Source organism: Streptomyces sp. 135 (assembly GCF_020026305.1).
Taxonomy (GTDB): domain Bacteria; phylum Actinomycetota; class Actinomycetes; order Streptomycetales; family Streptomycetaceae; genus Streptomyces.
In genome coordinates, this window is record NZ_CP075691.1 from 7998716 (window position 1) to 8018422 (window position 19707).

Annotated in this window: 21 protein-coding genes; 18 read left to right on the top strand and 3 right to left on the bottom strand. The window is 70.5% G+C overall.

Annotated features, from left to right (window positions below; all coding sequences use genetic code 11):
- Nucleotides 1–187: 187 nt before the first annotated feature.
- From KKZ08_RS35400 to KKZ08_RS35440, 9 genes are all read left to right on the top strand, one after another.
- A complete protein-coding gene (locus KKZ08_RS35400; protein ID WP_223778321.1) occupies nt 188–1174 on the top strand; it encodes an aldo/keto reductase in 987 nt (328 codons plus the stop codon).
- A 62-nt stretch (nt 1175–1236) separates the two neighbouring features.
- A complete protein-coding gene (locus KKZ08_RS35405) occupies nt 1237–2007 on the top strand; it encodes an SDR family oxidoreductase (RefSeq protein ID WP_223778322.1) in 771 nt (256 codons plus the stop codon).
- A gap of 116 nt (nt 2008–2123) precedes the next feature.
- Complete coding sequence (locus KKZ08_RS35410) at nt 2124–3146, top strand: inositol-3-phosphate synthase (RefSeq protein ID WP_223778323.1); 1023 nt, start codon at nt 2124–2126, stop codon at nt 3144–3146.
- A 6-nt stretch (nt 3147–3152) separates the two neighbouring features.
- A complete protein-coding gene (locus KKZ08_RS35415; protein WP_223778324.1) occupies nt 3153–3956 on the top strand; it encodes a histidinol-phosphatase in 804 nt (267 codons plus the stop codon).
- Between the two features lie 41 nt (nt 3957–3997).
- Nucleotides 3998–5215 (top strand): methionine adenosyltransferase, encoded by a 1218-nt coding sequence (locus tag KKZ08_RS35420; RefSeq protein WP_223778325.1) that lies wholly within the window; start codon nt 3998–4000, stop codon nt 5213–5215.
- Nucleotides 5212–6231, top strand: a complete 1020-nt coding sequence (locus KKZ08_RS35425) for a hypothetical protein (protein ID WP_223778326.1) — start codon at nt 5212–5214, stop codon at nt 6229–6231. Before KKZ08_RS35420 ends, KKZ08_RS35425 begins: the two co-directional genes overlap by 4 nt.
- Entirely contained in the window at nt 6228–6794 is a 567-nt protein-coding gene (locus KKZ08_RS35430) for a hypothetical protein (RefSeq protein WP_223778327.1), read from the top strand. Before KKZ08_RS35425 ends, KKZ08_RS35430 begins: the two co-directional genes overlap by 4 nt.
- Nucleotides 6787–8064 (top strand): DegT/DnrJ/EryC1/StrS family aminotransferase, encoded by a 1278-nt coding sequence (locus tag KKZ08_RS35435; RefSeq protein WP_223778328.1) that lies wholly within the window; start codon nt 6787–6789, stop codon nt 8062–8064. The genes KKZ08_RS35430 and KKZ08_RS35435 overlap by 8 nt, the downstream gene beginning before the upstream one ends.
- A 14-nt stretch (nt 8065–8078) precedes the next feature.
- Nucleotides 8079–8570 carry an NUDIX domain-containing protein gene (locus KKZ08_RS35440; RefSeq protein ID WP_223778329.1) on the top strand — a complete coding sequence of 164 codons (492 nt, stop codon included), beginning with the start codon at nt 8079–8081 and terminating at the stop codon, nt 8568–8570.
- 29 nt (nt 8571–8599) lie between these two features.
- Here KKZ08_RS35440 and KKZ08_RS35445 read toward each other — a convergent pair whose 3' ends face one another.
- Entirely contained in the window at nt 8600–9334 is a 735-nt protein-coding gene (locus tag KKZ08_RS35445) for a class I SAM-dependent methyltransferase (RefSeq protein ID WP_223778330.1), read from the bottom strand.
- A 126-nt stretch (nt 9335–9460) separates the two neighbouring features.
- Between KKZ08_RS35445 and KKZ08_RS35450 the strand changes: the two genes are divergently transcribed.
- Nucleotides 9461–9784 carry an acyl carrier protein gene (locus KKZ08_RS35450; protein WP_223778331.1) on the top strand — a complete coding sequence of 108 codons (324 nt, stop codon included), beginning with the start codon at nt 9461–9463 and terminating at the stop codon, nt 9782–9784.
- A gap of 65 nt (nt 9785–9849) precedes the next feature.
- Nucleotides 9850–10599, top strand: coding sequence for an HAD hydrolase family protein (locus KKZ08_RS35455; protein ID WP_223778332.1), 750 nt, complete (start codon nt 9850–9852; stop codon nt 10597–10599).
- 11 nt (nt 10600–10610) lie between these two features.
- Here the strand turns inward: KKZ08_RS35455 and galE are convergent, their stop codons facing one another.
- Nucleotides 10611–11633: a UDP-glucose 4-epimerase GalE gene (galE, locus tag KKZ08_RS35460; RefSeq protein ID WP_223778333.1), complete on the bottom strand. Its 1023-nt coding sequence runs from the start codon at nt 11631–11633 to the stop codon at nt 10611–10613.
- A 170-nt stretch (nt 11634–11803) separates the two neighbouring features.
- Between galE and KKZ08_RS35465 the strand changes: the two genes are divergently transcribed.
- From KKZ08_RS35465 to KKZ08_RS35495, 7 genes are all read left to right on the top strand, one after another.
- Nucleotides 11804–12715 carry a phytanoyl-CoA dioxygenase family protein gene (locus KKZ08_RS35465; RefSeq protein WP_223778334.1) on the top strand — a complete coding sequence of 304 codons (912 nt, stop codon included), beginning with the start codon at nt 11804–11806 and terminating at the stop codon, nt 12713–12715.
- Nucleotides 12715–13845 (top strand): nucleotidyltransferase family protein, encoded by a 1131-nt coding sequence (locus KKZ08_RS35470; protein WP_223778335.1) that lies wholly within the window; start codon nt 12715–12717, stop codon nt 13843–13845. The genes KKZ08_RS35465 and KKZ08_RS35470 overlap by 1 nt, the downstream gene beginning before the upstream one ends.
- A gap of 117 nt (nt 13846–13962) precedes the next feature.
- Nucleotides 13963–14379, top strand: coding sequence for an aspartate 1-decarboxylase (gene panD / locus KKZ08_RS35475; protein WP_223778336.1), 417 nt, complete (start codon nt 13963–13965; stop codon nt 14377–14379).
- A gap of 39 nt (nt 14380–14418) precedes the next feature.
- The gene (locus tag KKZ08_RS35480) at nt 14419–14796 is read left to right on the top strand and encodes a GNAT family N-acetyltransferase (protein ID WP_223778337.1); all 378 of its coding nucleotides are present in this window, start codon (nt 14419–14421) and stop codon (nt 14794–14796) included.
- Complete coding sequence (locus KKZ08_RS35485; protein WP_223778338.1) at nt 14790–15497, top strand: aspartate/glutamate racemase family protein; 708 nt, start codon at nt 14790–14792, stop codon at nt 15495–15497. The genes KKZ08_RS35480 and KKZ08_RS35485 overlap by 7 nt, the downstream gene beginning before the upstream one ends.
- 478 nt (nt 15498–15975) lie before the next feature.
- A complete protein-coding gene (locus tag KKZ08_RS35490) occupies nt 15976–16950 on the top strand; it encodes an acetylxylan esterase (protein WP_223778339.1) in 975 nt (324 codons plus the stop codon).
- Between the two features lie 121 nt (nt 16951–17071).
- Complete coding sequence (locus tag KKZ08_RS35495; RefSeq protein ID WP_223778340.1) at nt 17072–18376, top strand: transglycosylase family protein; 1305 nt, start codon at nt 17072–17074, stop codon at nt 18374–18376.
- A gap of 40 nt (nt 18377–18416) precedes the next feature.
- Here the strand turns inward: KKZ08_RS35495 and KKZ08_RS35500 are convergent, their stop codons facing one another.
- A complete protein-coding gene (locus tag KKZ08_RS35500) occupies nt 18417–19544 on the bottom strand; it encodes a DMT family transporter (protein ID WP_223778341.1) in 1128 nt (375 codons plus the stop codon).
- Nucleotides 19545–19707: the final 163 nt, after the last annotated feature.

Sequence of the window (19707 nt, forward strand, 5' to 3'; positions counted from 1 at the left end):
GACCCTGGATCTCGTTGCCGCGTATCCGAACCCGCTGCTACGATCCGTGATCGATCTTACCGGTGCGGTGAAGCGAGCGTCATGACGCGACATGACCCGCCGAATCCGAATTCAGAGAATGACGTCGGCTTTCCCGGATTTCCCGGCGGAATTCATTTGAGGGGCATTCATTGGCGGCACTGAACTGATGGAACACACCCACCTCGGACGCACCGGGCTCGTCGTCAGCCGACTCGGCCTGGGAACCATGAACTTCGGCTCGCACACCAGCGAGCCGGACAGTCACGCGATCATGGACAGTGCGCTCGACCTCGGCATCAACTTCTTCGACACGGCCGACATCTACGGTCGCAAGTCCGGTCCCGGCGGCACCGAGGCCCTGATCGGGCGGTGGTTCGGCCACGGCGGCGGCCGGCGCGACAAGGTGGTGCTCGCCACCAAGGTGTACGGCAAGACCGGCGACTGGCCCAACGACCGCGGCCTCTCCGCGCGGCACATCATCAAGGCGTGCGACGCCTCCCTCGGACGACTCGGCACCGACTGGATCGACGTCTACCAGATGCACCACGTCGACCGCTCGACCCCGTGGGACGAGATCTGGGAGGCGATGGCGACGCTGGTGGCGCAGGGCAAGGTGCGCTACGTGGGCTCCTGCAACTTCGCGGGCTGGCACCTGACCGCGGCCCAGGCCGTGGCACGTGAACGTCACCTCCTGGGCCTGGTGTCGGAGCAGTGCCTGTACAACCTGTTCGCCCGCTACGTGGAGCTCGAAGTCGTCCCGGCGGCGTCCGCCCTCGGCCTCGGCGTGCTGCCGTGGTCCCCGCTGCACGGCGGTCTGCTGTCCGGAGTGCTGCGCCGCCAGGCCGAGGGCTCCACGGTGCGCTCCACCGGCGCCCGCGCTGCCGACGACCTCCGGCGCGGGGCACGGGCGATCGCCGCGTACGAGAAGCTCTGCGCCGAGCTCGGCCAGGACCCCTCCGTGGTCGCGCTCGCCTGGCTGCTCGGCCGGCCCGGCGTCACCGCGCCCATCATCGGCCCCCGGACCGCGGAACAGCTGACGGTCTCGACCGCGGCGCTCACCTTCGAACTCGACGACGCGGTGACCGCCCGGCTCGACGAGCTGTTCCCACCGCCGGGAAAGGGGGGACCGGCACCCGAAGCGTGGGCATGGTGACCCGCGGCAAGCCGACACCGGGCAGCCCGAGCTGCCGCCATCCGACACAAGGAGACTTCGTCATGCGCGGGTTGGACGGGAAGGTCGCCGTCGTCACCGGCGGCGCCCAGGGCATCGGCCGAGCCGTCGTCGACCGGCTGGTCCACGAGGGCGTCGCGGTGACCATCGCCGACGCACATCCGGAGTTCGGTCCCTCGGCCGAGGCCGAGGTGACGGCCGCGGGCGGCACCGCCTGGCACGCACTCACGGACGTGTCGGACGAGGAGCAGGTGGCCGCAGCGGTGGCAGGCACGGTCCAGCGGCACGGCCGGGTCGACTTCCTCGTGAACTGCGCCGCCGTGTTCATCATGCGCGGCGTGAACGCCACGGTCGACGAGTGGCGCCGCAGCAACGACGTGAACATCATGGGCCAGGCGCTGTGCGTCAAGCACGTGGTGCCGCACATGGCCGACCGGGGCGGCGCGATCGTGAACATCGCCTCGATCTCCGGACACATCGCGCAACCCGACTACGTGGTGTACAACGCGGCGAAAGCGGCTGTCGCCAACATGACCCGCTGCATGGCCCTGGACCTGGCGGACCGGAAGATCCGGGTCAACGCCGTCAACCCGGGAACGGTGTGGAACGCGAACAACGAACGTTTCCACCGCGACGTACTGGGAATGACGCGGGAAAACGCCGAAAAGGACCCCGAGATCGGCGGTCGGCACATGCTGAAGCGGGTGGCGGACCCCGAGGAGATAGCGGGTCCGATCGCATTCCTTCTTTCCGATGACGCCAGTTTCATCACCGGGGAGAATCTCATGATCGATGGTGGTTACACCGCTATGTGATCCGGCGAGGCCTTTGAGCGGCCGGCCAGGCGTTCACCCTACTTATGCGGACGGAAGGACCCATGGGCGAAATCAGAGTTGCTCTCGCGGGAATAGGATCGTGCGCTTCGAGTCTCGTGCAGACGGCCGGTCTCACCCCGGCGGGCACCGGACCGATGAACGGCATCATGTACGCGCGCATCGGCGGGTACCGGGTGAACGACATACGTTTCGTCGCGGCGTTCGACGTCGATCGCCGCAAGGTCGGCCTGGACGTGGTGAAGGCGATCACCAGCCCGCCGGTGGCCGCGGTGCTCCACGTCGACGTCGAGCCGACCGGTGTCATCGTGGAGCCGGGCCCGCTGTTCGACGGCGTCGGCGGCAACCTGGAAGGCGTCATCGAGCCGCACCCGACGAGCCGTGAGGTGACGGTCGACGACGTGGCCGACCGGCTGACCGAGGTCGCGGCGGACGTACTCGTGTGCCTCCTGCCGACCGGTTCCACCCGCGCCGTACAGGCGTACGCCCGCGCGGCGGTGAAGGCGGGCGTCGCCTTCGTCAACGCGACGCCCGAGCCGGTGGCCCACGAGCCCGAGCTCGCCGCGGCGTTCGTCGCGGGCGGCGTACCGCTCCTCGGCGACGACCTGCGCAGCCACCTGGGCGCCACCACGTTGCACACCGCGCTGATCGAACTGCTCCAGTCGCGCGGGCTCTCCGTCGTCAACACCTATCAGCTGAACGTCGGCGGCAACACCGACTTCCTCAACCTCTCCGACCCGGGGCGCGCGGCCGGCAAGGTGCGGACGAAGCGCAGCGCCCTGAGCGCGGCGGGCATCGACGCCAGCACCGTCTCGGCGGGCCCCAACGGCTTCGTGGAGTTCCTGGGCGACGAGAAGACCTGCTTCATCTCCATCGAAGCGGCTTCGGTACTGGACTCGAACCTCGTGCTCGACGTACGCATGCGGGTCGAGGACAGCCCGAACGCGGCCGGGGTCCTGGTGAACGCGGTCCGCATCGCGAAGGCCGCCGCCGAACGCGGACACGCCGGTTGTGTCGACGAGGTGTGCGCCTTCCTGTTCAAGAACCCGCCGCAGGGCGCACCGGAGTCGGTGGGCATCCGCAGGTTCCGTGAGTACGTCGACAGCGTCGCCCGGGACTGATCGCGGATGTTCGACCTCCACACGCACCACGAACGGTGCGGCCACGCGCGGGGAACCATGCGCGACTACGTGCACGCCGCGATCGACGCCGGACTCCACACACTGGGCTTCTCCGACCACACCCCCTTCTTCGCCGAGCCCGAGGACCACCACCGCCCCTGGGTGGCCATGGCGAAGAGCGAATTCCCCCGGTACGTCACCGAGGCCGAGGAACTGCGCAAGGAGTACGCGGACCGGATCCGCATCCTGGTGGGCGTCGAGTCGGACTTCTTCCCCGAGCACGCGGGCCTCTACGGCGACACGCTGCGCCGCTACGACTTCGACTACGTCATCGGGTCGGTGCACGTCATGGACGGTGTCGACCTCTTCCGGCCGGAACGCTGGCAGGGCGCCACCGACGACGACCTGAAGCGGGCGAAGGAGAAGTACTGCGACCTGGTCGCCCAGTCGGCCCGCAGCGGGCTGTTCGACGTACTCGGCCACGTCGACGCCGTGAAGGCGGCGTGCCCCGCCATGTCGTCCATCGCGACCCCGGCGACGGAACGGATGGTGCGCGCCTTCGCCGAGACCGACGTGGTGGTCGAGGTGAACACGTCGGGCAGCACCAAGGAGTGCGGCGGCTGGTACCCGGACCCGGACATCCTCGAGATGGCCGCCCACTACGGCGTCAGGATGACGTTCGGGTCCGACGCGCACGACCCCGAACGCGTCGGCGAGGAGCACGAGGAAGTACGCCGCACGCTCCGGGAACTCGGCCACCGCCACTGGTACGTCTTCGAGCGGCACCGCCGGATCGAACTCCCCCTGTAGCAACCACTCGTTCCCGTCGGACCTACTCACGGAGGAACCCGGTGACCGGGACCTTTGTCTCCATCGTTTCCGCCTCCCACGGCAGTGCGGCGACACCCGCCTACGAACTCGTCGAACGGAAAGGGGTCGGCCATCCGGACACGATGTGCGACGCGATCGCCGAACGCGCTTCGCGCTACTACGCGCAGTACTGCGTCGAGCACTTCGGCCGGGTCGCACACCACTGGTTCGACAAGGTCGTGCTCTTCGGCGGCGAGGCCACCATCGACTTCGGTGAGGGCGAACTGACCAAGCCCTACACCGTGCTGTACGCGGGCAAGGGCGCGTACCGCTACGCCGACCAGCCGATCCCGCTCGAGGAGATCCTGTTCCGGGCGGCGGCCGACACACTCTCCGAGGTGACCACCGGGTTCGACCCGAAGCGCCACCTCACCGTCCAGTGCGAGGTGGTGGACCACCAGGGATCGGGGCGCGGGCACTCCCGCTACCGCCCGCAGGTCATCGACGACCTGATCGAGATCGGCGACACCGACCTGGTGTCGAACGACTGCAACCTGCTGCACGGCTACTACCCGCTGAGCACGCTCGAATCGATGGTGCACGGCACGGAACAGCTGATCAACGGGGCCGGGTTCAAGGAGAAGCACCCGGACACCGGGTGGGACGTGAAGGTCTTCGGCAGCCGCCGCGAGGACGAGTACCGGCTGATCGTCAACATGCCCTTCCTCGCGCGCCACATCGATTCGATGGAGACCTACCTGCGGCGCAAGGCCGAATGCCGGCAGCACGTGGCGGAGTACCTGCGCGAGACCTTCGGCCTGGAGCCCGACCTCCTGTTCAACCCCACCGACCGGAACAAGCGGCCCTACCTGACCGCGCTCGGCTCGGTCGCGGACACCGGGGACGTCGGTGTCGTCGGCCGCGGCAACCGGCTGAACGGCCTCATCACACCGATGCGTTCGATGAGCATCGAGGCCCCGGCGGGCAAGAACCCGCTCGACCACACGGGCAAGTTGTACGGCGTGCTCGCACACCAACTGGCCAGGGAGGTGAGCGAGGCCATCGGCCTGCCGGTGGACACGCACATCTTCACCTCGAAGGAAGCCCGCCTGGACCAACCGGACGAGGTGGTGGTGGAGGCGCACGGCGAGCTGAGCGAGGATCAGCGCTCGGTCGCGGACGCCATCATCGCGAAGCGGCTGGCGAACATGGGCGACGTGACCAGGGAGCTCGTCTTCGACGGGATCACGATGTGGTGAACGAACTCGCCGCCACGATCGCCGCCGCCGTCCGGCGGTGCGCCGCACAGCCGTTGGCGGAGACCGAGGCATGGGTCCGGCCGTACGCACCGGCCGGCCATGCCGACCGGCACCAGTTCCTGGTGATGCTCAAACCCGAGCTGGTGCTCCCCCGGGGCGGTGACGGCTCCAGGCCGCTCGCCCGGGTGTTGGACGTCCTGACGGAGCGCGGCGTCGAGATCGGCGCGGTCCGTGTCCTGTCGAGCGGGTTCGTCGCCCGGCACGCCGTCGTCGAGTCGCACTACCCGGCGCTCAACCGCATCGCCCGCACGGGCGAGGCCGGCATGTCGCCCGCCGCCGTCGAGCGTCTGGACGAGACCTACCCCGGGTTCCGAGCCGCGGGCGGCCGCGTCGTGGGGGGATTCCAGCTGCTCGGCGAGGTCCCGGAACTGACGCCCTTCGCACTGGAGTTGCTGACCCGCAACACCGAGGTCGCGAAGCTGGGCACCGGCACCTACGCGATCCGGGCGTCCGTCGACGGCGAAGACCTGGTCGTGCTGAATCCGTTCCACCCCCAGCAGGTCGCCCACTTCACGGCGCCGGGCGGGGCGATCGCGCTGCTCGAATGCTGGTCCGAGCTGGCGCTGCCGGTGATCCGGCGCGACCTCATCGGTGCGACCGACCCGAGGGACGCGGAGCCGCACTCGATCAAGGGCATCCTGCTCAGGGAGCGCGGGTCGCTCGGGCTGGACCGGGTGTCGACCCGCTGCAACGGCGTCCACGTCTCCCCGGGCGCGCCCGAGGGGATGGCCACGATCGTCCGCTACTTCTCGGTCGGCGGTTCCGCGATCCGTCCGCAGGACACCGCATTCGGGCGGCGGCTGACGGAGGCGGGCCTGTCCGCCGAGGCGGTCGCGTGGGTGGCGGGCGACCCCGATGTCGAGAGCGGGGAGCACACGGGTCCGCTGTTCGAACTGACCGAGGACATGGACTGGACGGACGCCGTGAAGTTCGTAGCCGCCCTGGACCGGACGTGAGCGCTGGAGTGAACGTCTGGGTGGTCGGTACGCCGGCCGCGGGCAAGTCGACCCTCGCGCGACGGCTGGCGTCCGCGCTCGAACTGCGGCACGTCGAATTGGACGACGCGTTCTGGGCCGCGGGATGGGTGCCGACCGACACCGCCGAGTTCCTGGACGCGGTGGCCGCGCGGACCGACGAGCCGGGATGGGTGGTCGACGGCCAGTACGGCGCCGCGGTCCAGGCGTACGCCGCCCGGGCGCACGTGGTCGTCTGGGTCGACACCCCGCTGCGGGTCGGCCTGCCGCGCCTGGTCCGGCGGACGGTGGGGCGCGCCCGGCGCCGCCAGCCGCTGTGGTCGGCCGGCAACGTCGAGACGTGGTGGCACGCGATCGGCCCCGATTCGATCATCTGGTACGCGATCTGCGTCCACCGCGAACAACGCCGGGCGAACAAGGAGTTGTTCCGGCGCCTGGCACCTCTCGGTGTCCGGCTGATCCGCGTCCGACACCCGGACGCGGACGCCCTGGTCCGTGCGCTGCGCACGGCGGACGCCCTGGAAAAGGAGCCCACGCATGAGTGAACTGGCCATCTTCGGCGGCGAGCCGACGGTGCGCGAACCGGCCCGGACGGTGTGGCCCGTCGTCAGCGAGGCCGACGTGGCCCGCGTCGCCGACGCCGCCCGGCGGGGCGAGATCTCGTACGACGCCAGCGAGGGCATGGTCGCCGAATTGGAAGGCCTGTTCGAGACGAGGCTCGACCGCCCCTACGCGCTGGCCACCAGCTCGGGCACGGCGGCCCTGCACTCGGCCTTCTTCGGGATCGGGCTGGCCCCGGGCGACGAGGTGCTCGCCCCGACGTACACCTATCTGGCCACCGTCATGCCGATCGTCGCGTGCAACGCGACACCGGTCCTCGTCGACGCCGAACCCGACACCGGCAACATCGACATCGACGACGCGGAACGGCACGTCACTTCGCGTACGCGCGCGATGGTGGTGACCCATCTCTCCGGACACCCGGTCGACATGGAGCGCGCCCTGAGATTCGCGCGCCGCCACGGCCTCAAGGTGGTGGAGGACTGCTCCCAGGCGCACGGCGCCGCGACGTCCGGGGCGGAGGTCGGCACCAGGGGCGACGTCGCGGCGTTCAGCCTCCAGGGGCGCAAGCTCGTCGCCGCCGGCGAAGGGGGGATGCTCGTCACATCGGACACCACCGTCTACGAGCGTGCGGTCATGCTCGGCCACTTCGCGGCGCGGTCCGAAACGGAGGTGAGCACACCGGACCTGGTGCCCTTCGCGAAACTCGGCTACGGCCTCAACTACCGCATGCATCCGCTCGGCGCGGCGCTGGCCATCGGGCAGATGGAACGGCTGGACCAGCACCTCGAATGGCGTGCGGGCAACTTCCGCGCGTACGACGAGATCCTCCGCGACACACCGGGACTCGCCCCGGCGCCCCGGCAGGACCACGTCTCCCGGCACGGCGGCTACAGCTATCAGCCGCTGTACGACCCGGCGGAGTGGGGCGGGCTGCCCCGCTCGGTGTTCATCGACGCCCTGCGGGCCGAGGGCGTCCCGGCCACCGTGCCGACGTCGCTGCCCCTGCACAGGGAACCGTTCTTCTCCCGCGCCGAGACCGGCATCACCACGTACCCCGTCGACCCGGACCGGCGGTTGTACCGGGCCGGTGACCTGCCGCGGAGCGAGGAGTACGTGAGATCGGCCTGGCGGCTGCCCGCCTATCCGCAGCCGTTGTCGACACGGATGCTGACGGGCATGGCAGAGGCGTTCCGTAAGATTGCGGCCGGTGCGGAGCGACTGCGCCGGCACACGCGTGCCGCGGCGGCATGAGGAGGGACGGACACATGCGCGTACGGCCCTCGGCGCGGGGTCTGGTGCTCAACGAATCCGCTGAGGTCCTGCTCCTGCGGGCCGAGGACTCGACGCCGGTGGACCCGGCCAATCCGCACCTGCTCCACTACTGGGTGACGCCCGGGGGAGGAGTGAAGGAGGGGGAGACGGCCGAGCAGGCGCTCACCCGCGAGCTGTACGAGGAGACCGGTCTGGTCGGCGTCGAGATCGGCAGGGAAGTGTGGCTCCGCGAGCTCGAACTGGACCTGCCGAAGCACGGACGGGTGCGCAGCCACGAGCGCTACTTCCTCTGCCTCAGCCGCGAGACCCGCACCACCGGCGAGTTCATGACCGACAGCGAGCGCGAGGTCATCAAGGAGACCCGGTGGTGGCCACTGGACGAACTGGCGGCTTCGTCGGAAGTGGTGCGCCCGCCCGGATTCGTGGCCCTCGTGCGCGCGGTGCTGGCCGACGGCCCGCCCGCGGTTCCCCTCCGCATCACCTGAGCGGCCGGGTCGCCGGGGCCGTGCGGAGCTCATCGAGCGGTGAACACGAACTCGAACATGTCGTTCATGCCGCGCCGGAGGAACTCCGCGCACTGCGCGTAGTGCGCCACCTGCTTGTCCACTTCGACCTCACCCGCGAGCGCGACCGCCTCCGCCCTGTTCCGCCGGAGGTTCTCGACGAAGAGCTCAAGGGTCCTCGCGTAGTGCGCGCTCAGGGAATCGGAGACGGCGACATCGAACCCGGCGCTCTCGCCGAGCGTGACGACCCGGCCCTTGGGGGTGACCCGGAAGATCGGCCGTTCCGCCGTCACCGCGAGCATGACCATGACCCCGCCGGGCGGCAGCAGGGCACGGCAGTGCGGCAGGAACGAGTCCTTGTTCTCGAAGGTCTCGAATGCGTTGACGCAGATGATGCGGTCCACCGGCTCGTCGAATTCCTCCCACCGCTGCAGGCGGAAATCGACGCGCCGGCCGGCCGGTCGGTCCGTCTCCCGCGCGACGGCGTACGCGTGCTGCTCACTGCTCAGCGTTATGCCGGTCACCTCGGCCCGGTACGCGTCGGCCGCGGCGCGCGCGGTCGAGCCCCAGCCGCAGCCGATGTCCAGGAGGCGCATCGACGGCCGGATCCGACAACTGCGCAACACCGCGTCGGTCTTGGCCCGCTGAGCGCTGTCCAACGACATGTCGGCGTCGGTGAAATACCCCGAGCTGTGGTTCAACTGCGTATCCATGTACAGCTTGGCGTATTCGGTTCGGATGATCACGGAGTGCTTACCTCTTTCTCGCCCGAAAAGGTCCGGTTGCGCCGATGGCACGCGAGCCGGTCGTGGATCGTAGCAGCGGACACAAACCCGCGCCAACGAAATCTGGGGTCATCCAGCGGAGACTGAATGTCGTTGACGGTAACCGAGGCCGATCCTAGGCTGATCCGAAATGGCTGCCCATTTCGCGAGGCTGTGAGGACTCCATTGGAAAGAAGCGAGATAACCGAGAAGGTCCGGAAAAACGTCGGTGCCCTGCTGAACTCGCCCACCGATTTCCCGGAGACCGATCTGCTCTCCGCGCACGGCCTCGATTCCCTGACCAGTGTCCAGTTGACCCTGTATCTGGAAGATGAATTCGGTGTCCTCTTCGAGGACGACGAACTGGGCATAGAGAACTTCGCGACCCTCGAAAGCATCGTCGGCCTCCTCGACAAGAAGGTGGCGGAATAGGCGCCGCGCTGCCCGACCGCGCCGAAGGCGGACTGCGGTACGCAGCCTTCGACCTGGACGGCACGGTGCTCGACGCGGGCGGCGCGACGACCGCGGCGGTGCTGGCCGGGACGTCCAGGCTGCGCGACCTGGGCCTGCTCCCGATCGTCGTGACCGGGCGATCGCTCCCCGGGTTCCTGCGGCTGGCCGGGGCCGACCCGCTGCTCACCCTCTTCCACCCCGAGGTGCTCCTTGAAGACGGTGACGTCGTCCTCGACCGAGCGGGCGGGCACTGCCGGACGGCGGCCACGCTGCCCCTGCCGGCCGTGGACCAGGTGGTGCGGGCCTGCGCGGACGTCGTCGCCTCGTGCGGCGGGGGCCGGCTCGTCGCCTCCAGTCGCCGCGCCGCGGCTGCGTACGCCATGGCGTACCGCATCCCCCGCAGGGACATCGACGTCGCCGCACCGGCGGGACCCGTCAGCCGGCTGGTGGTGTTCGACGCCGCACCTGCGGACGTCGCCGGCACGCGACGACGGCCCCTCAACGCCTTCGACGCCACGGTGTTCACGGCGGCCGGCCGGGGCAAGGCGACCGGCCTGGCCGAACTGCTCGCCGAACGCTTCGGCGAGCAGGACCTGAGCCGAGTGGTCGCCTTCGGGGACGGCGACAACGACGCCGACCTGCTCGCGGCCAGCCGCGTCGGCGTCGCCGTCCAGGGCTGCTCCACGGCTGCCCGCGCGGCTGCCCGCGTCTGCCTGGACCGGCCTCTCGGCGCCTACCTGGAGACCGTGGACCCGCGCGATCTGCTGCGGTGCGATGCGCGTCAGGCGAGGTAGCCCGCCGTGCGTCAGGCGCGGTAGCCCACCGGATTGCGCTGCTGGGCCCGCCAGGCGTCGCGGCACATGGCGGCGAGGTCCCGGGTGGTGGTCCAGTTCCACGCCCGGGCGACCGCGGTCGGATCGGCGACGAGGACGGCCACGTCCCCCGGGCGGCGCCCCGTGACCCGGTAGGGAATGGTGCGCCCCGACACCCGCTCGAACTCGCGCACGAGCTGGAGGACCGACGTGCCCTGGCCGGTGCCGAGATTGAAGGTGCGCATGCCGTTCGCCTCGCCGATGCGCTCCACGGCCGTGCGGTGAGCCTCCGCGACGTCCACGACGTGGATGTAGTCGCGCACGCCCGTGCCGTCAGCGGTGGGGTAGTCATCCCCGTACACGTCGAGCCGGTCCAGCCGGCCGACCGCGATGCGGGTCAGGAGCGGCATGATGTTGTTCAGCGCGCCCCGGGGCTCCTCGTTCAGCAGGCCGCTGGCGTGGGCGCCGATCGGGTTGAAGTAGCGCAGGGCCAGCACCTGCCAGTCCGGCAGACGCCGGCAGAGATCGGCGAGCACTTGCTCGCAGATGAGCTTCGACGCGGCGTACGGATTCGTGGGTCCGACCGGGTCCAGCTCGCCCAGGGGTACCTTGGTCGCGTTTCCGTAGACCGAACAGGACGACGAGAAGACCAGGCGCCGCACATGGTGCTCATGCATGACGGACAACAGGGTGAGAGTTCCGGCCACGTTCGTGTCGTAGTACTCGACAGGCAGGGCGACCGATTCGCCGACCGCCTTTCGAGCGGCGAAGTGGATCACCGCGTCCGGGCGATGGCGGGTGAACACGTCGGCGAGAGCGGACCGGTCCCTGATGTCCACCCGGTGGAATGCGTGGACCGGCTTCCCTGATATCTGATCCACCCTCGCAAGGGCCTGCGGTGAACTGTTGGAAAGGTCGTCGACCACGACCACGGAATGGCCGTTCCTCAGGAGTTCGACGCAGGTGTGGCTGCCGATGAAACCGGCTCCGCCGGTCACGAGCACTGTCGTTGGCATGAAGGGCTCCAATTCCCTGTGACTGTACGGGTGCGAAGCGGCCGCCTTCTACCTGCGGCGTGGGACTTTAAACGGAAACTTGAAGTCGGTGCCGGTCGGGTAAAGCGCTGATAACCTCAGCCCGCAAGGAATCGAGTCCGAACCGTTTCGACGGGAAGGCGGCGGCTCAGATGAGTGCGGCACCGACGGAAGAAACCCTGGAAGCTCATGTGGAGCGGTTCGCCGTCCAGGGATACACAGTTGTCCGGGACGTGTTCGCTCCCGAAGAAGTAGCCGGCATGCTCGCCGCGAGCGAGCGGGTGGTCGGCAAAGTGCGGGCTGATCCGTCGGCCTTCGACGCGCCGACCGTACCCCGATACACCAACAGGGTCGAGGGCGCCGTCGATACCTGGGGCGTCGACAACATGTTCGCGCCGAACCTCTACGAGCCGGAACTGGGCGCGGTGTTCGGCCACCGGAAGTTCATGGAGTTCAGCCATGCCGTGCTCGGCCCGAACCTGCGCTTCTGGGCGGCCCACTTGCTCTGGTCGCCGGAATTCATGCCCTACGAGCTCAACTGGCACAAGGACAACCACGAGCACGAGCACTTCGAACCCAACGGCAAGCCCCGACACGTGCAGTTCAACGTCTGCCTGACCGATGACAAGTCGTTCCGGGCGATCCCCGGCTCCCACCGGCGGCCCCTCACCGAGGTCGAGCGCGAGGCCGTCTACGCCCGGAGTACCGGCCCGCTGCCCGGTGAGGTCCAGGTGGAGTGCGGCCCCGGTGACGTCATCTACATGAACTACCACATGCTGCACCGGGGATCGTGCGCACCGGACCAGTTCCGCAGGACCCTGCACATGAACGTCCAGTCCATGGAGGAACCGACCGGCGGCCAGACCTCGTACTCGTACATGCGCCACCCCGGATACCTCGACGGCATCGACCCGGCGCTCGCCGCGCTGATGCGCAATTCGATCGCTTGGGACGACAGCCACCCGATCGACCGCGCCGAGGCCCGCCGACGCATGCGCGTCTCGCATGATCTGCGCCGTTCCACCGCCGGGCCGGTGGGGGAGCACCACGGATACGGCGCCTGATGACGGTGCGGTACTCCCGGGACCGCCTCGATCCGCTCGGCGGCCACGACACCGCCTGGGCCGTGATCGAACTGGTCGCCGAGCACCAGGGGTTGGACGCCGAACCGGACGCCCGCGCCACTCATCTGCAGCGGCCGGACTTCGACCACGGAGAGCTCATCCAGCAGGCGATGCGCCACAACCTGCTGCCGGCCCTCGCGGACTTCCTCAACCGGCACGGGCTGCGGAAGGCACTGCCGCACCGGTTGCGCACCCCCGTGCTGAACCAGCTGCGGCTGAGCGAGCACCGGGGCCGACTGCTCACCCGGGAGGCGGCCCGGGTCTCCGACGGGCTCGCCCGCGCCGGGGTGCGAGCCGCCTGGACCAAGGGGGTGACGCTCCAGACGACCCTGTACGACGACACCGCGGTGCGTTCCTTCAACGACATCGACCTGATGATCGCTCCGGAGGACCGCGAGCGGACGAGGACGGCACTGATCGACCTCGGTTACACGCCGGACGCCGTCTTCGACCCGGAGACCGGGCAACTGAAGGAGATGCCCCGGCTCGACCGGCGGTCGTACCGGATGTCACCGGACCACCTCCCGCACTTCAGGCTGCTCACCGAGGACATCTGCGTACCGCATGTCTCCGTGGACGTCGCCAACAGCCTCACCTGGCACGGCAGCGCGTGGCAGGTGCCGATGCGCCGCGTGGTCGAGCAGATCGCACCCGTACCCGTCGTCGGCGGCGTCCTGCCCGCGCTGAGCACACCCCACGCCTTCCTCTTCCTGTGCCTGCACGTCTTCCGGGAGGGATGGCTCCAGCGGACGATCGTGACGAAGGACCTCGCGCTGTCGCAGTTCGCCGACATCCTGCGGCAGTGGCGGCGCTCGTCACCTCAGGTACGCCGCGACGTCGGGGCCGCCGTCGCGGAGTTCGGCCTGGCCGAGCCGATGGCCTGGGTCTGCGCGCACACCGACGCCCTCTTCGGGACGGACATCCTGGAGGAACTGGACCTCACGGCACAGGCGGACCCGCGGTGGCAGGCGAGTGCCCAGGGCGCGGGCGGCCGGCGGCTGACCTGGCACGGCGACATGCGCAGGCGCCTGCGCGAGGTGACCGCGCCGGTCCTGACGCCGCTGCCGTAGAAGAGCGTGCTCACCGCGCATGTCCGCTCCGACCGCGGAGAACGGCATCAGATGTACAGTGAAAAGCGCACCTGACCTGCAGAAAGCAGGCAGGGAGCCGTCTTACAGGAGTCCGAAGTGCTGCGTACTCTCTTCAAGTCCAAGATCCATCGCGCCACGGTGACCCAGGCCGACCTGCACTACGTGGGGTCCGTCACCATCGACGCCGACCTTCTCGACGCCGCTGATCTGCTGCCCGGCGAGCTCGTGCACATCGTTGATGTCACCAATGGCGCCCGCCTGGAGACGTACACCATCGAGGGGCGGCGCGGGAGCGGTGTCATCGGAATCAACGGCGCGGCCGCGCACCTGGTCCATCCCGGCGATAAGGTGATCATCATCAGCTACGCCCAGGTGGAGGACGCCGAGGCGCGGGCGCTGCGGCCGCGGGTCGTGCACGTCGACGAGGCCAATCGGGTGGTCGCCCTCGGTGACGATCCCGCCGAGGCCGTGCCCGGGGACCCGGAGACGGCGCGGAGTCCGCTGAGCGTCTGAAGCGGGGCGCGCGTCCCGCGTCACTTGCGAGGAGAGGCGATGAGCGTGGAGATCCGTGACGACCGGGCCCGCGGAGTGCTCGAAGCGTCCGACGGCGGTGAGGTCGTCGGGCACATCGACTACTTCACGCTGGACGTGCCCGGCACCGAGTCCGACGAGGTGCCCGGCGGCGCGGCCGAGACCGCGCTCGTGCCCGTGCACACGGAAGTGGCGTCCGCCCATGAGGGCAAGGGCATCGCGGGCGAGCTCACCGCGGAGCTGTACGCCATCGCCGCACGGGAGGGCGCCGCGGTCGCGCCGCTGTGTTCGTACGTCGTGAAGTGGGCCGAGCGCCACCCGGAGCAGGCCCCGGCGGCCTCCGACGCGCTGATGCGGGCCGCGCTGGACGAGGTCCGGACGGACCCGTCGGCATGGTGACCCTGGGGCTGCTACATACGTCGTCCGTCCATGTGCCGGTCTTCGACGGCCTGCGGGACGCCCACCATCCGGGGCTCGCGCTCCGGCATCACGTCGACGAGTCCCTGTTGGAGCGGGCCGGGCGGGAAGGGCCCGAGGCGGTCGCTCCGGCGGTGCGGGACGCTCTGGTGAAGGCCGTGGGGGAGGGGGCGCGGGCCGTTCTGTGCACCTGTTCCAGCATCGGGGCGGTCGCCGAGGCCCTCGGCCCGCAGGTGGGTGTTCCCGTGCTGCGGGTCGACCGGCCCATGGCGGCCGCGGCCGTCGCCGCCGGCTCGCGTGTCGTCGTACTGGCCACCGTCGAGTCGACCCTGGCGCCGACCGTGGCGCTGGTCGAGGAGGAGGCGCGCACGGCGGGACGCGGGGTCGTGGTGCGCCCTGTCGTGGTCGACGGAGCGTGGGCACGGTTCCTGGCGGGGGATGCGCAGGGGTACGCGCGGGCGGTGGCGGCGGCGATCCGCGGTGTGCGGGACGCCGACGCGGTCGTGCTGGCGCAGGCGTCCATGGCGGCGGCGTCGGAGCTCGTCCCCGACGGGCCGGTGCCGGTGTTCGCCAGCCCTCGGGTGGGGCTCGCGGCTGCCGCGGCCGCCGTCGTCGCGGACGGTGCGGGTGAGGCGCCCGGGGTGACGGCGCCGAATGCGGCGGGTCCGGCCGGGGTCCGATAGCGCCCAGGGGCGGTCGCGCGTCTGCCCCACCGGCTGGGCGACGGATCCGGAATGGTGTCAGGCTTGGGGCCGGGGGTGTCGGGTAGGCGGGGGAGAAGCCGACGAACCACTGGCTGGAGGATCGCAATGACCCATCCGTTCCCTGATCCCGTACCGCCGGCGCCGCCCTCTCCGGGACCGCCGTCTCCGGGGCCGGACAGGCCCTTCCCGGACCCGGAGCCCGTGCCGCGGCCGGAGCCCCGGCCCGCACCGGAGCCGTCGCCGTCCCCGATCCCCACACCGCCGGGACCGGAACCTACGCCGCCCGAGCCCCAGCCGGGGCCATTGTCCTGACACATGCGCACAGGGTGTCCTGACACGCGCCCACAGGGGCGGGACCGACCGGTCCCGCCCCTGTGGCGTGTCAGCGCCCCTGCCGGGCGCGGGACGACTGGCATAGCGTGAGGCTCCGACGCCGTGTACGAAGGAGGAGCCGCCCGTGCCCCAATTCGATCTGCCCCTTGACGAACTGCGCCACTACCGCCCCGAGTTGCCGGAGCCCGAGGACTTCGACGCCTTCTGGGAGAAGACACTGCTGGAGGCGCGGCAGCACGACCTGGACGCGCGGTTCGAGGCGGTGGAACTGCCGTTGGAGGGTGTGCGGGTCTTCGACGTCACGTACGCCGGGTTCGGCGGGCATCCCGTGAAGGGATGGCTGGTTCTGCCCGCAGGCGCGAGGGAACAGCTGCCCGCCGTCGTCGAGTACATCGGATACGGCGGCGGACGCGGCCTGCCGCACATGCATCTGCTGTGGGCCACGGCCGGGTACGCGCACTTCGTCATGGACACCCGTGGGCAGGGCAGCGGCGGGTGGGCGCAGGGCGACACCCCGGACCCCGTGGGCAGCGGGCCCGCCTACCCCGGGTACATGACGCGCGGCATCGAGGACCCGCACGAGTACTACTACCGGCGGCTCTACGTCGACGCGGTCCGGGCCGTCGAGGCCGTCCGCGCCCACCCCCTCGTGAACGCCTCGCGGGTCGCCGCGCTCGGCGTCAGCCAGGGCGGCGGCCTCACGCTCGCGGTCGGCGGTCTCGTGCCGGACCTGGCCGCCATCGCGCCCGACGTGCCGTTCCTGTGCGACTTCCCGCGCGCCACGACCCTCACCGACCGGCCGCCGTACAACGAGATCGCGCTGTATCTGAAGGCCCGGCGGGGCGGGCAGGAGCGCGTCTTTCAGACACTCTCCTACTTCGACTGCGTGCACTTCGCCGCCCGGGGGCGGGCGCCCGCCCTCTTCTCCGCCGCCCTGGAGGACCAGACGTGTCCGCCCTCCACGGTGTTCGCCGCCTTCAACGCGTACGCGGGGAGCGAGCGTTCGATGGAGGTGTACTCCTTCAACGATCACGAGGGCGGTGGCCCCTACCAGCAGGGAGTCCAGCTCCGCTGGATCGAAGGGTACTTGAAGGGCTGATTTGTCAACGCCCCCTCGATGCCCGGCCCTTGTCATGGATTGGTCCGACCGGCTAGCTTGCGGGCTTGTCGTGTGTCCGATGTGTGCAATCCGTGATGACGTGTGTCCGAGGGGGCTCGCCATGGCCGTACGGGGCCGGCACCGCAAGTATCAGCCGAACCGCATCAACCGTGCGTCGCTCACGGTCACCGCGGGCGGCGCGGGCATGGCGCTCCCGCTGACCGTGGCGGGCACCGCCGGCGCCGCCGACGTCGACACCTGGAACAAGGTGGCGGCGTGCGAGTCCGGCAACAACTGGAGCATCAACACCGGCAACGGCTACTACGGCGGCCTCCAGTTCAAGCAGTCCACCTGGGAGGCGTACGGTGGCACGGCCTACGCCTCGCGTGCCGACCGGGCCACCAAGGACCAGCAGATCGCCGTGGCCGAGAAGGTTCTCGGTGCGCAGGGCCCCGGCGCCTGGCCGGTGTGCTCCGCGAAGGCGGGCCTCACCAAGGGCGGCGGCTCGCCCGACGTCGCCCCGGCCCGCGCCCCGAGCAAGCCGAAGCCGCCCAAGCGCGACGTCAGGGACGTCAAGCCGGAGGTGACCCCGCAGTCCACCGCCGGTACCGCCGAGATGTACACCGTGGTGCGCGGCGACACGCTCTCGGGGATCGCCGACGAGCGCCGGGTCCGCGGCGGCTGGCAGCAGTTGTACGACGCGAACCGGCGGGTCATCGGCGCCGATCCCGACCTGATCACGCCGGGGCAGCGGCTCTCCGTACACGGTCAGGGCGGGCGCGTCGCCCACGGCACGGACCAGGCCGATCGGCGCGCCGAGGACCGGGCCGGGGCTCCGGCGCGACAGAGGGACGTGGAGAAGAAGGCCGCGGAGAAGAAGGCCGCGGAGAGGAAAGCTGCCGAGCGGAAGGCGGAAGAGAAGAAAGCCGCCGAGCGGAAAGCCGCCGAGAAGGAGCGCGAGAAGCCGCGCTCCTCGAAGGCCTCCTCCGCACCCACCAAGCAGGCCCGGCCCGCCACCTCGTCGGCCGCCTCAGCCCCGATCGCCGCGTCCCCCAGCACGCCCTACCGCGCGGCGGGCGGCTCGTGGTCGAAGGGCTATCACACCGGTGTCGACTTCGCCGTGCCCACGGGAACGTCCGTGAAGGCCGTCGCCGCCGGGCAGGTCGTCTCCGCGGGATGGGGCGGCAGCTACGGCTACCAGGTGGTCATACGGCACACCGACGGGAAGTACAGCCAGTACGGGCATCTGTCGGCGCTCTCGGTGAGGGCCGGGCAGCAGGTCGGCGCGGGCCAGCGCATCGCCCGGTCGGGGTCCACCGGCAACAGCACTGGCCCGCATCTGCACTTCGAGGTGCGGACGGGGCCCGGCTTCGGTTCCGACATCGATCCGCTCGCCTACCTGCGGGCCCGAGGCGTGCGCATCTGAGGCGGGCCGGCTCCAGGACGCCGCGGTGCGGCGATGCCGCTCAGGACCCGATGTGTTCCCGGCGCCTCGGGCGCCGGTGCGACACCAGGCGGTGCGTCGGCGCCGTCACCGGCGGAACGAGCTGTGACGGCACGGCGGGAAGCGCCGCCTCGGGCCTGAATAGTGGCTCCACCGGGGCCGGGGCCGGGACCGGCGGCGCGGGTGCCGGCAGCGCCGGTGCGGAGGGCGTCAGCGACCCCTGGGACCCCGGAGCCCCCTGGAACCCCGGTGACGCCACAGCCGCCGATGGCAGCCGCCCGGCCTCCGGGGCCCCGGCCTCAGGGGCGGTCGACGTCTCCCTGGCGATCCGCTCCGTGGTCAGCAGGATCAGGCCGCCCGCGGCGACGACACCGCAGCCGAGCGCCAGAACGGTGCCCATGGTGCCGTAGCGGAAGGTTTCTCCGAAGAGGGTCAGGCCGACCGCGGCAGCGACCACGGGATTCACGACGGTCACCGTGGAGAGCGGCGCCGCGAGACCCGCGCCCCGGTACGAGGCCTGCGAGATCAGCACCCCGGCCGCCGCCAGTACGGCGATGACGCCGAGACTCGGCAGCTGCCGGCCGAACGCCATGCCGTCCTCCCAGTCCACCGCCACCGTCTTCGTGAAGACCGAGGCGATGCCGAAGGCGGCGCCGGCCGCGCAGGCCAGCAGCACGCTGCGCACCACGGGGTGCCGGTGCACCGCGTGTGCCGCCACCATCAGGGCGAGTACGCCGCCGCCCGTCGCCAGGGCCAGTACGACGCGCTCGGCGCTGTCCAGGGACTGCGCGCCGGACGCCGAGGTGAGCGAGAGGAGCCCGGCGAGCCCCACCGTCGCCATGAGCGCGCCGCGCCAGGCCGTGGCCCCGGCCCGGCGGCGTACGAACAGCGCGGCCATCGGCAGGGCGAAGACGATGGTCAGGGCGCCCAGCGGCTGGACGAGGCTGAGCGGACCGTAGGCGAGCGCCACGACGTGCAGGAGGGCGCCAAGGCCGTTCAGCGCGACAGCGGTCCACCAGGTGCCGCGGCGCAGCGGGGCGTACCGCCGCTCCGGCGTGGTCGCCGCCACGCGCTCCTGGAGGATCGCCCCGCCGGCGTACGCAACGGCGGAGACGAGCGAGAGCAGCACGGACAGCGCGAGGGCACTCATGAGGTGCTCCCCGGCGTGCGGTGCGTCCGGTGGTCCCGGCGAGGCGAACGGTCGGCTTCCATGGTTACCACGATGCCGCGCGGATCGCCTCGCGTCGTCGTACCTGAGCAGGCAATCGGTCCTACTACCGATGGAGTACGCCCCCGCCCGTGTCCTCCCCAAG

Excerpts from the sequence above, each read along its gene's own strand:
- galE (WP_223778333.1), bottom strand. The coding sequence starts at position 11,633 with ATGCCAACGACAGTGCTCGTGACCGGCGGAGCCGGTTTCATCGGCAGC.
- KKZ08_RS35470 (WP_223778335.1), top strand. The coding sequence starts at position 12,715 with ATGACGGTGCGGTACTCCCGGGACCGCCTCGATCCGCTCGGCGGCCAC.
- KKZ08_RS35440 (WP_223778329.1), top strand. The coding sequence starts at position 8,079 with ATGCGCGTACGGCCCTCGGCGCGGGGTCTGGTGCTCAACGAATCCGCT.
- KKZ08_RS35450 (WP_223778331.1), top strand. The coding sequence starts at position 9,461 with ATGTCGTTGACGGTAACCGAGGCCGATCCTAGGCTGATCCGAAATGGC.
- KKZ08_RS35405 (WP_223778322.1), top strand. The coding sequence starts at position 1,237 with ATGCGCGGGTTGGACGGGAAGGTCGCCGTCGTCACCGGCGGCGCCCAG.
- KKZ08_RS35485 (WP_223778338.1), top strand. The coding sequence starts at position 14,790 with ATGGTGACCCTGGGGCTGCTACATACGTCGTCCGTCCATGTGCCGGTC.
- KKZ08_RS35480 (WP_223778337.1), top strand. The coding sequence starts at position 14,419 with ATGAGCGTGGAGATCCGTGACGACCGGGCCCGCGGAGTGCTCGAAGCG.
- KKZ08_RS35495 (WP_223778340.1), top strand. The coding sequence starts at position 17,072 with ATGGCCGTACGGGGCCGGCACCGCAAGTATCAGCCGAACCGCATCAAC.
- KKZ08_RS35500 (WP_223778341.1), bottom strand. The coding sequence starts at position 19,544 with ATGAGTGCCCTCGCGCTGTCCGTGCTGCTCTCGCTCGTCTCCGCCGTT.
- KKZ08_RS35400 (WP_223778321.1), top strand. The coding sequence starts at position 188 with ATGGAACACACCCACCTCGGACGCACCGGGCTCGTCGTCAGCCGACTC.
- KKZ08_RS35465 (WP_223778334.1), top strand. The coding sequence starts at position 11,804 with ATGAGTGCGGCACCGACGGAAGAAACCCTGGAAGCTCATGTGGAGCGG.
- KKZ08_RS35415 (WP_223778324.1), top strand. The coding sequence starts at position 3,153 with ATGTTCGACCTCCACACGCACCACGAACGGTGCGGCCACGCGCGGGGA.
- KKZ08_RS35435 (WP_223778328.1), top strand. The coding sequence starts at position 6,787 with ATGAGTGAACTGGCCATCTTCGGCGGCGAGCCGACGGTGCGCGAACCG.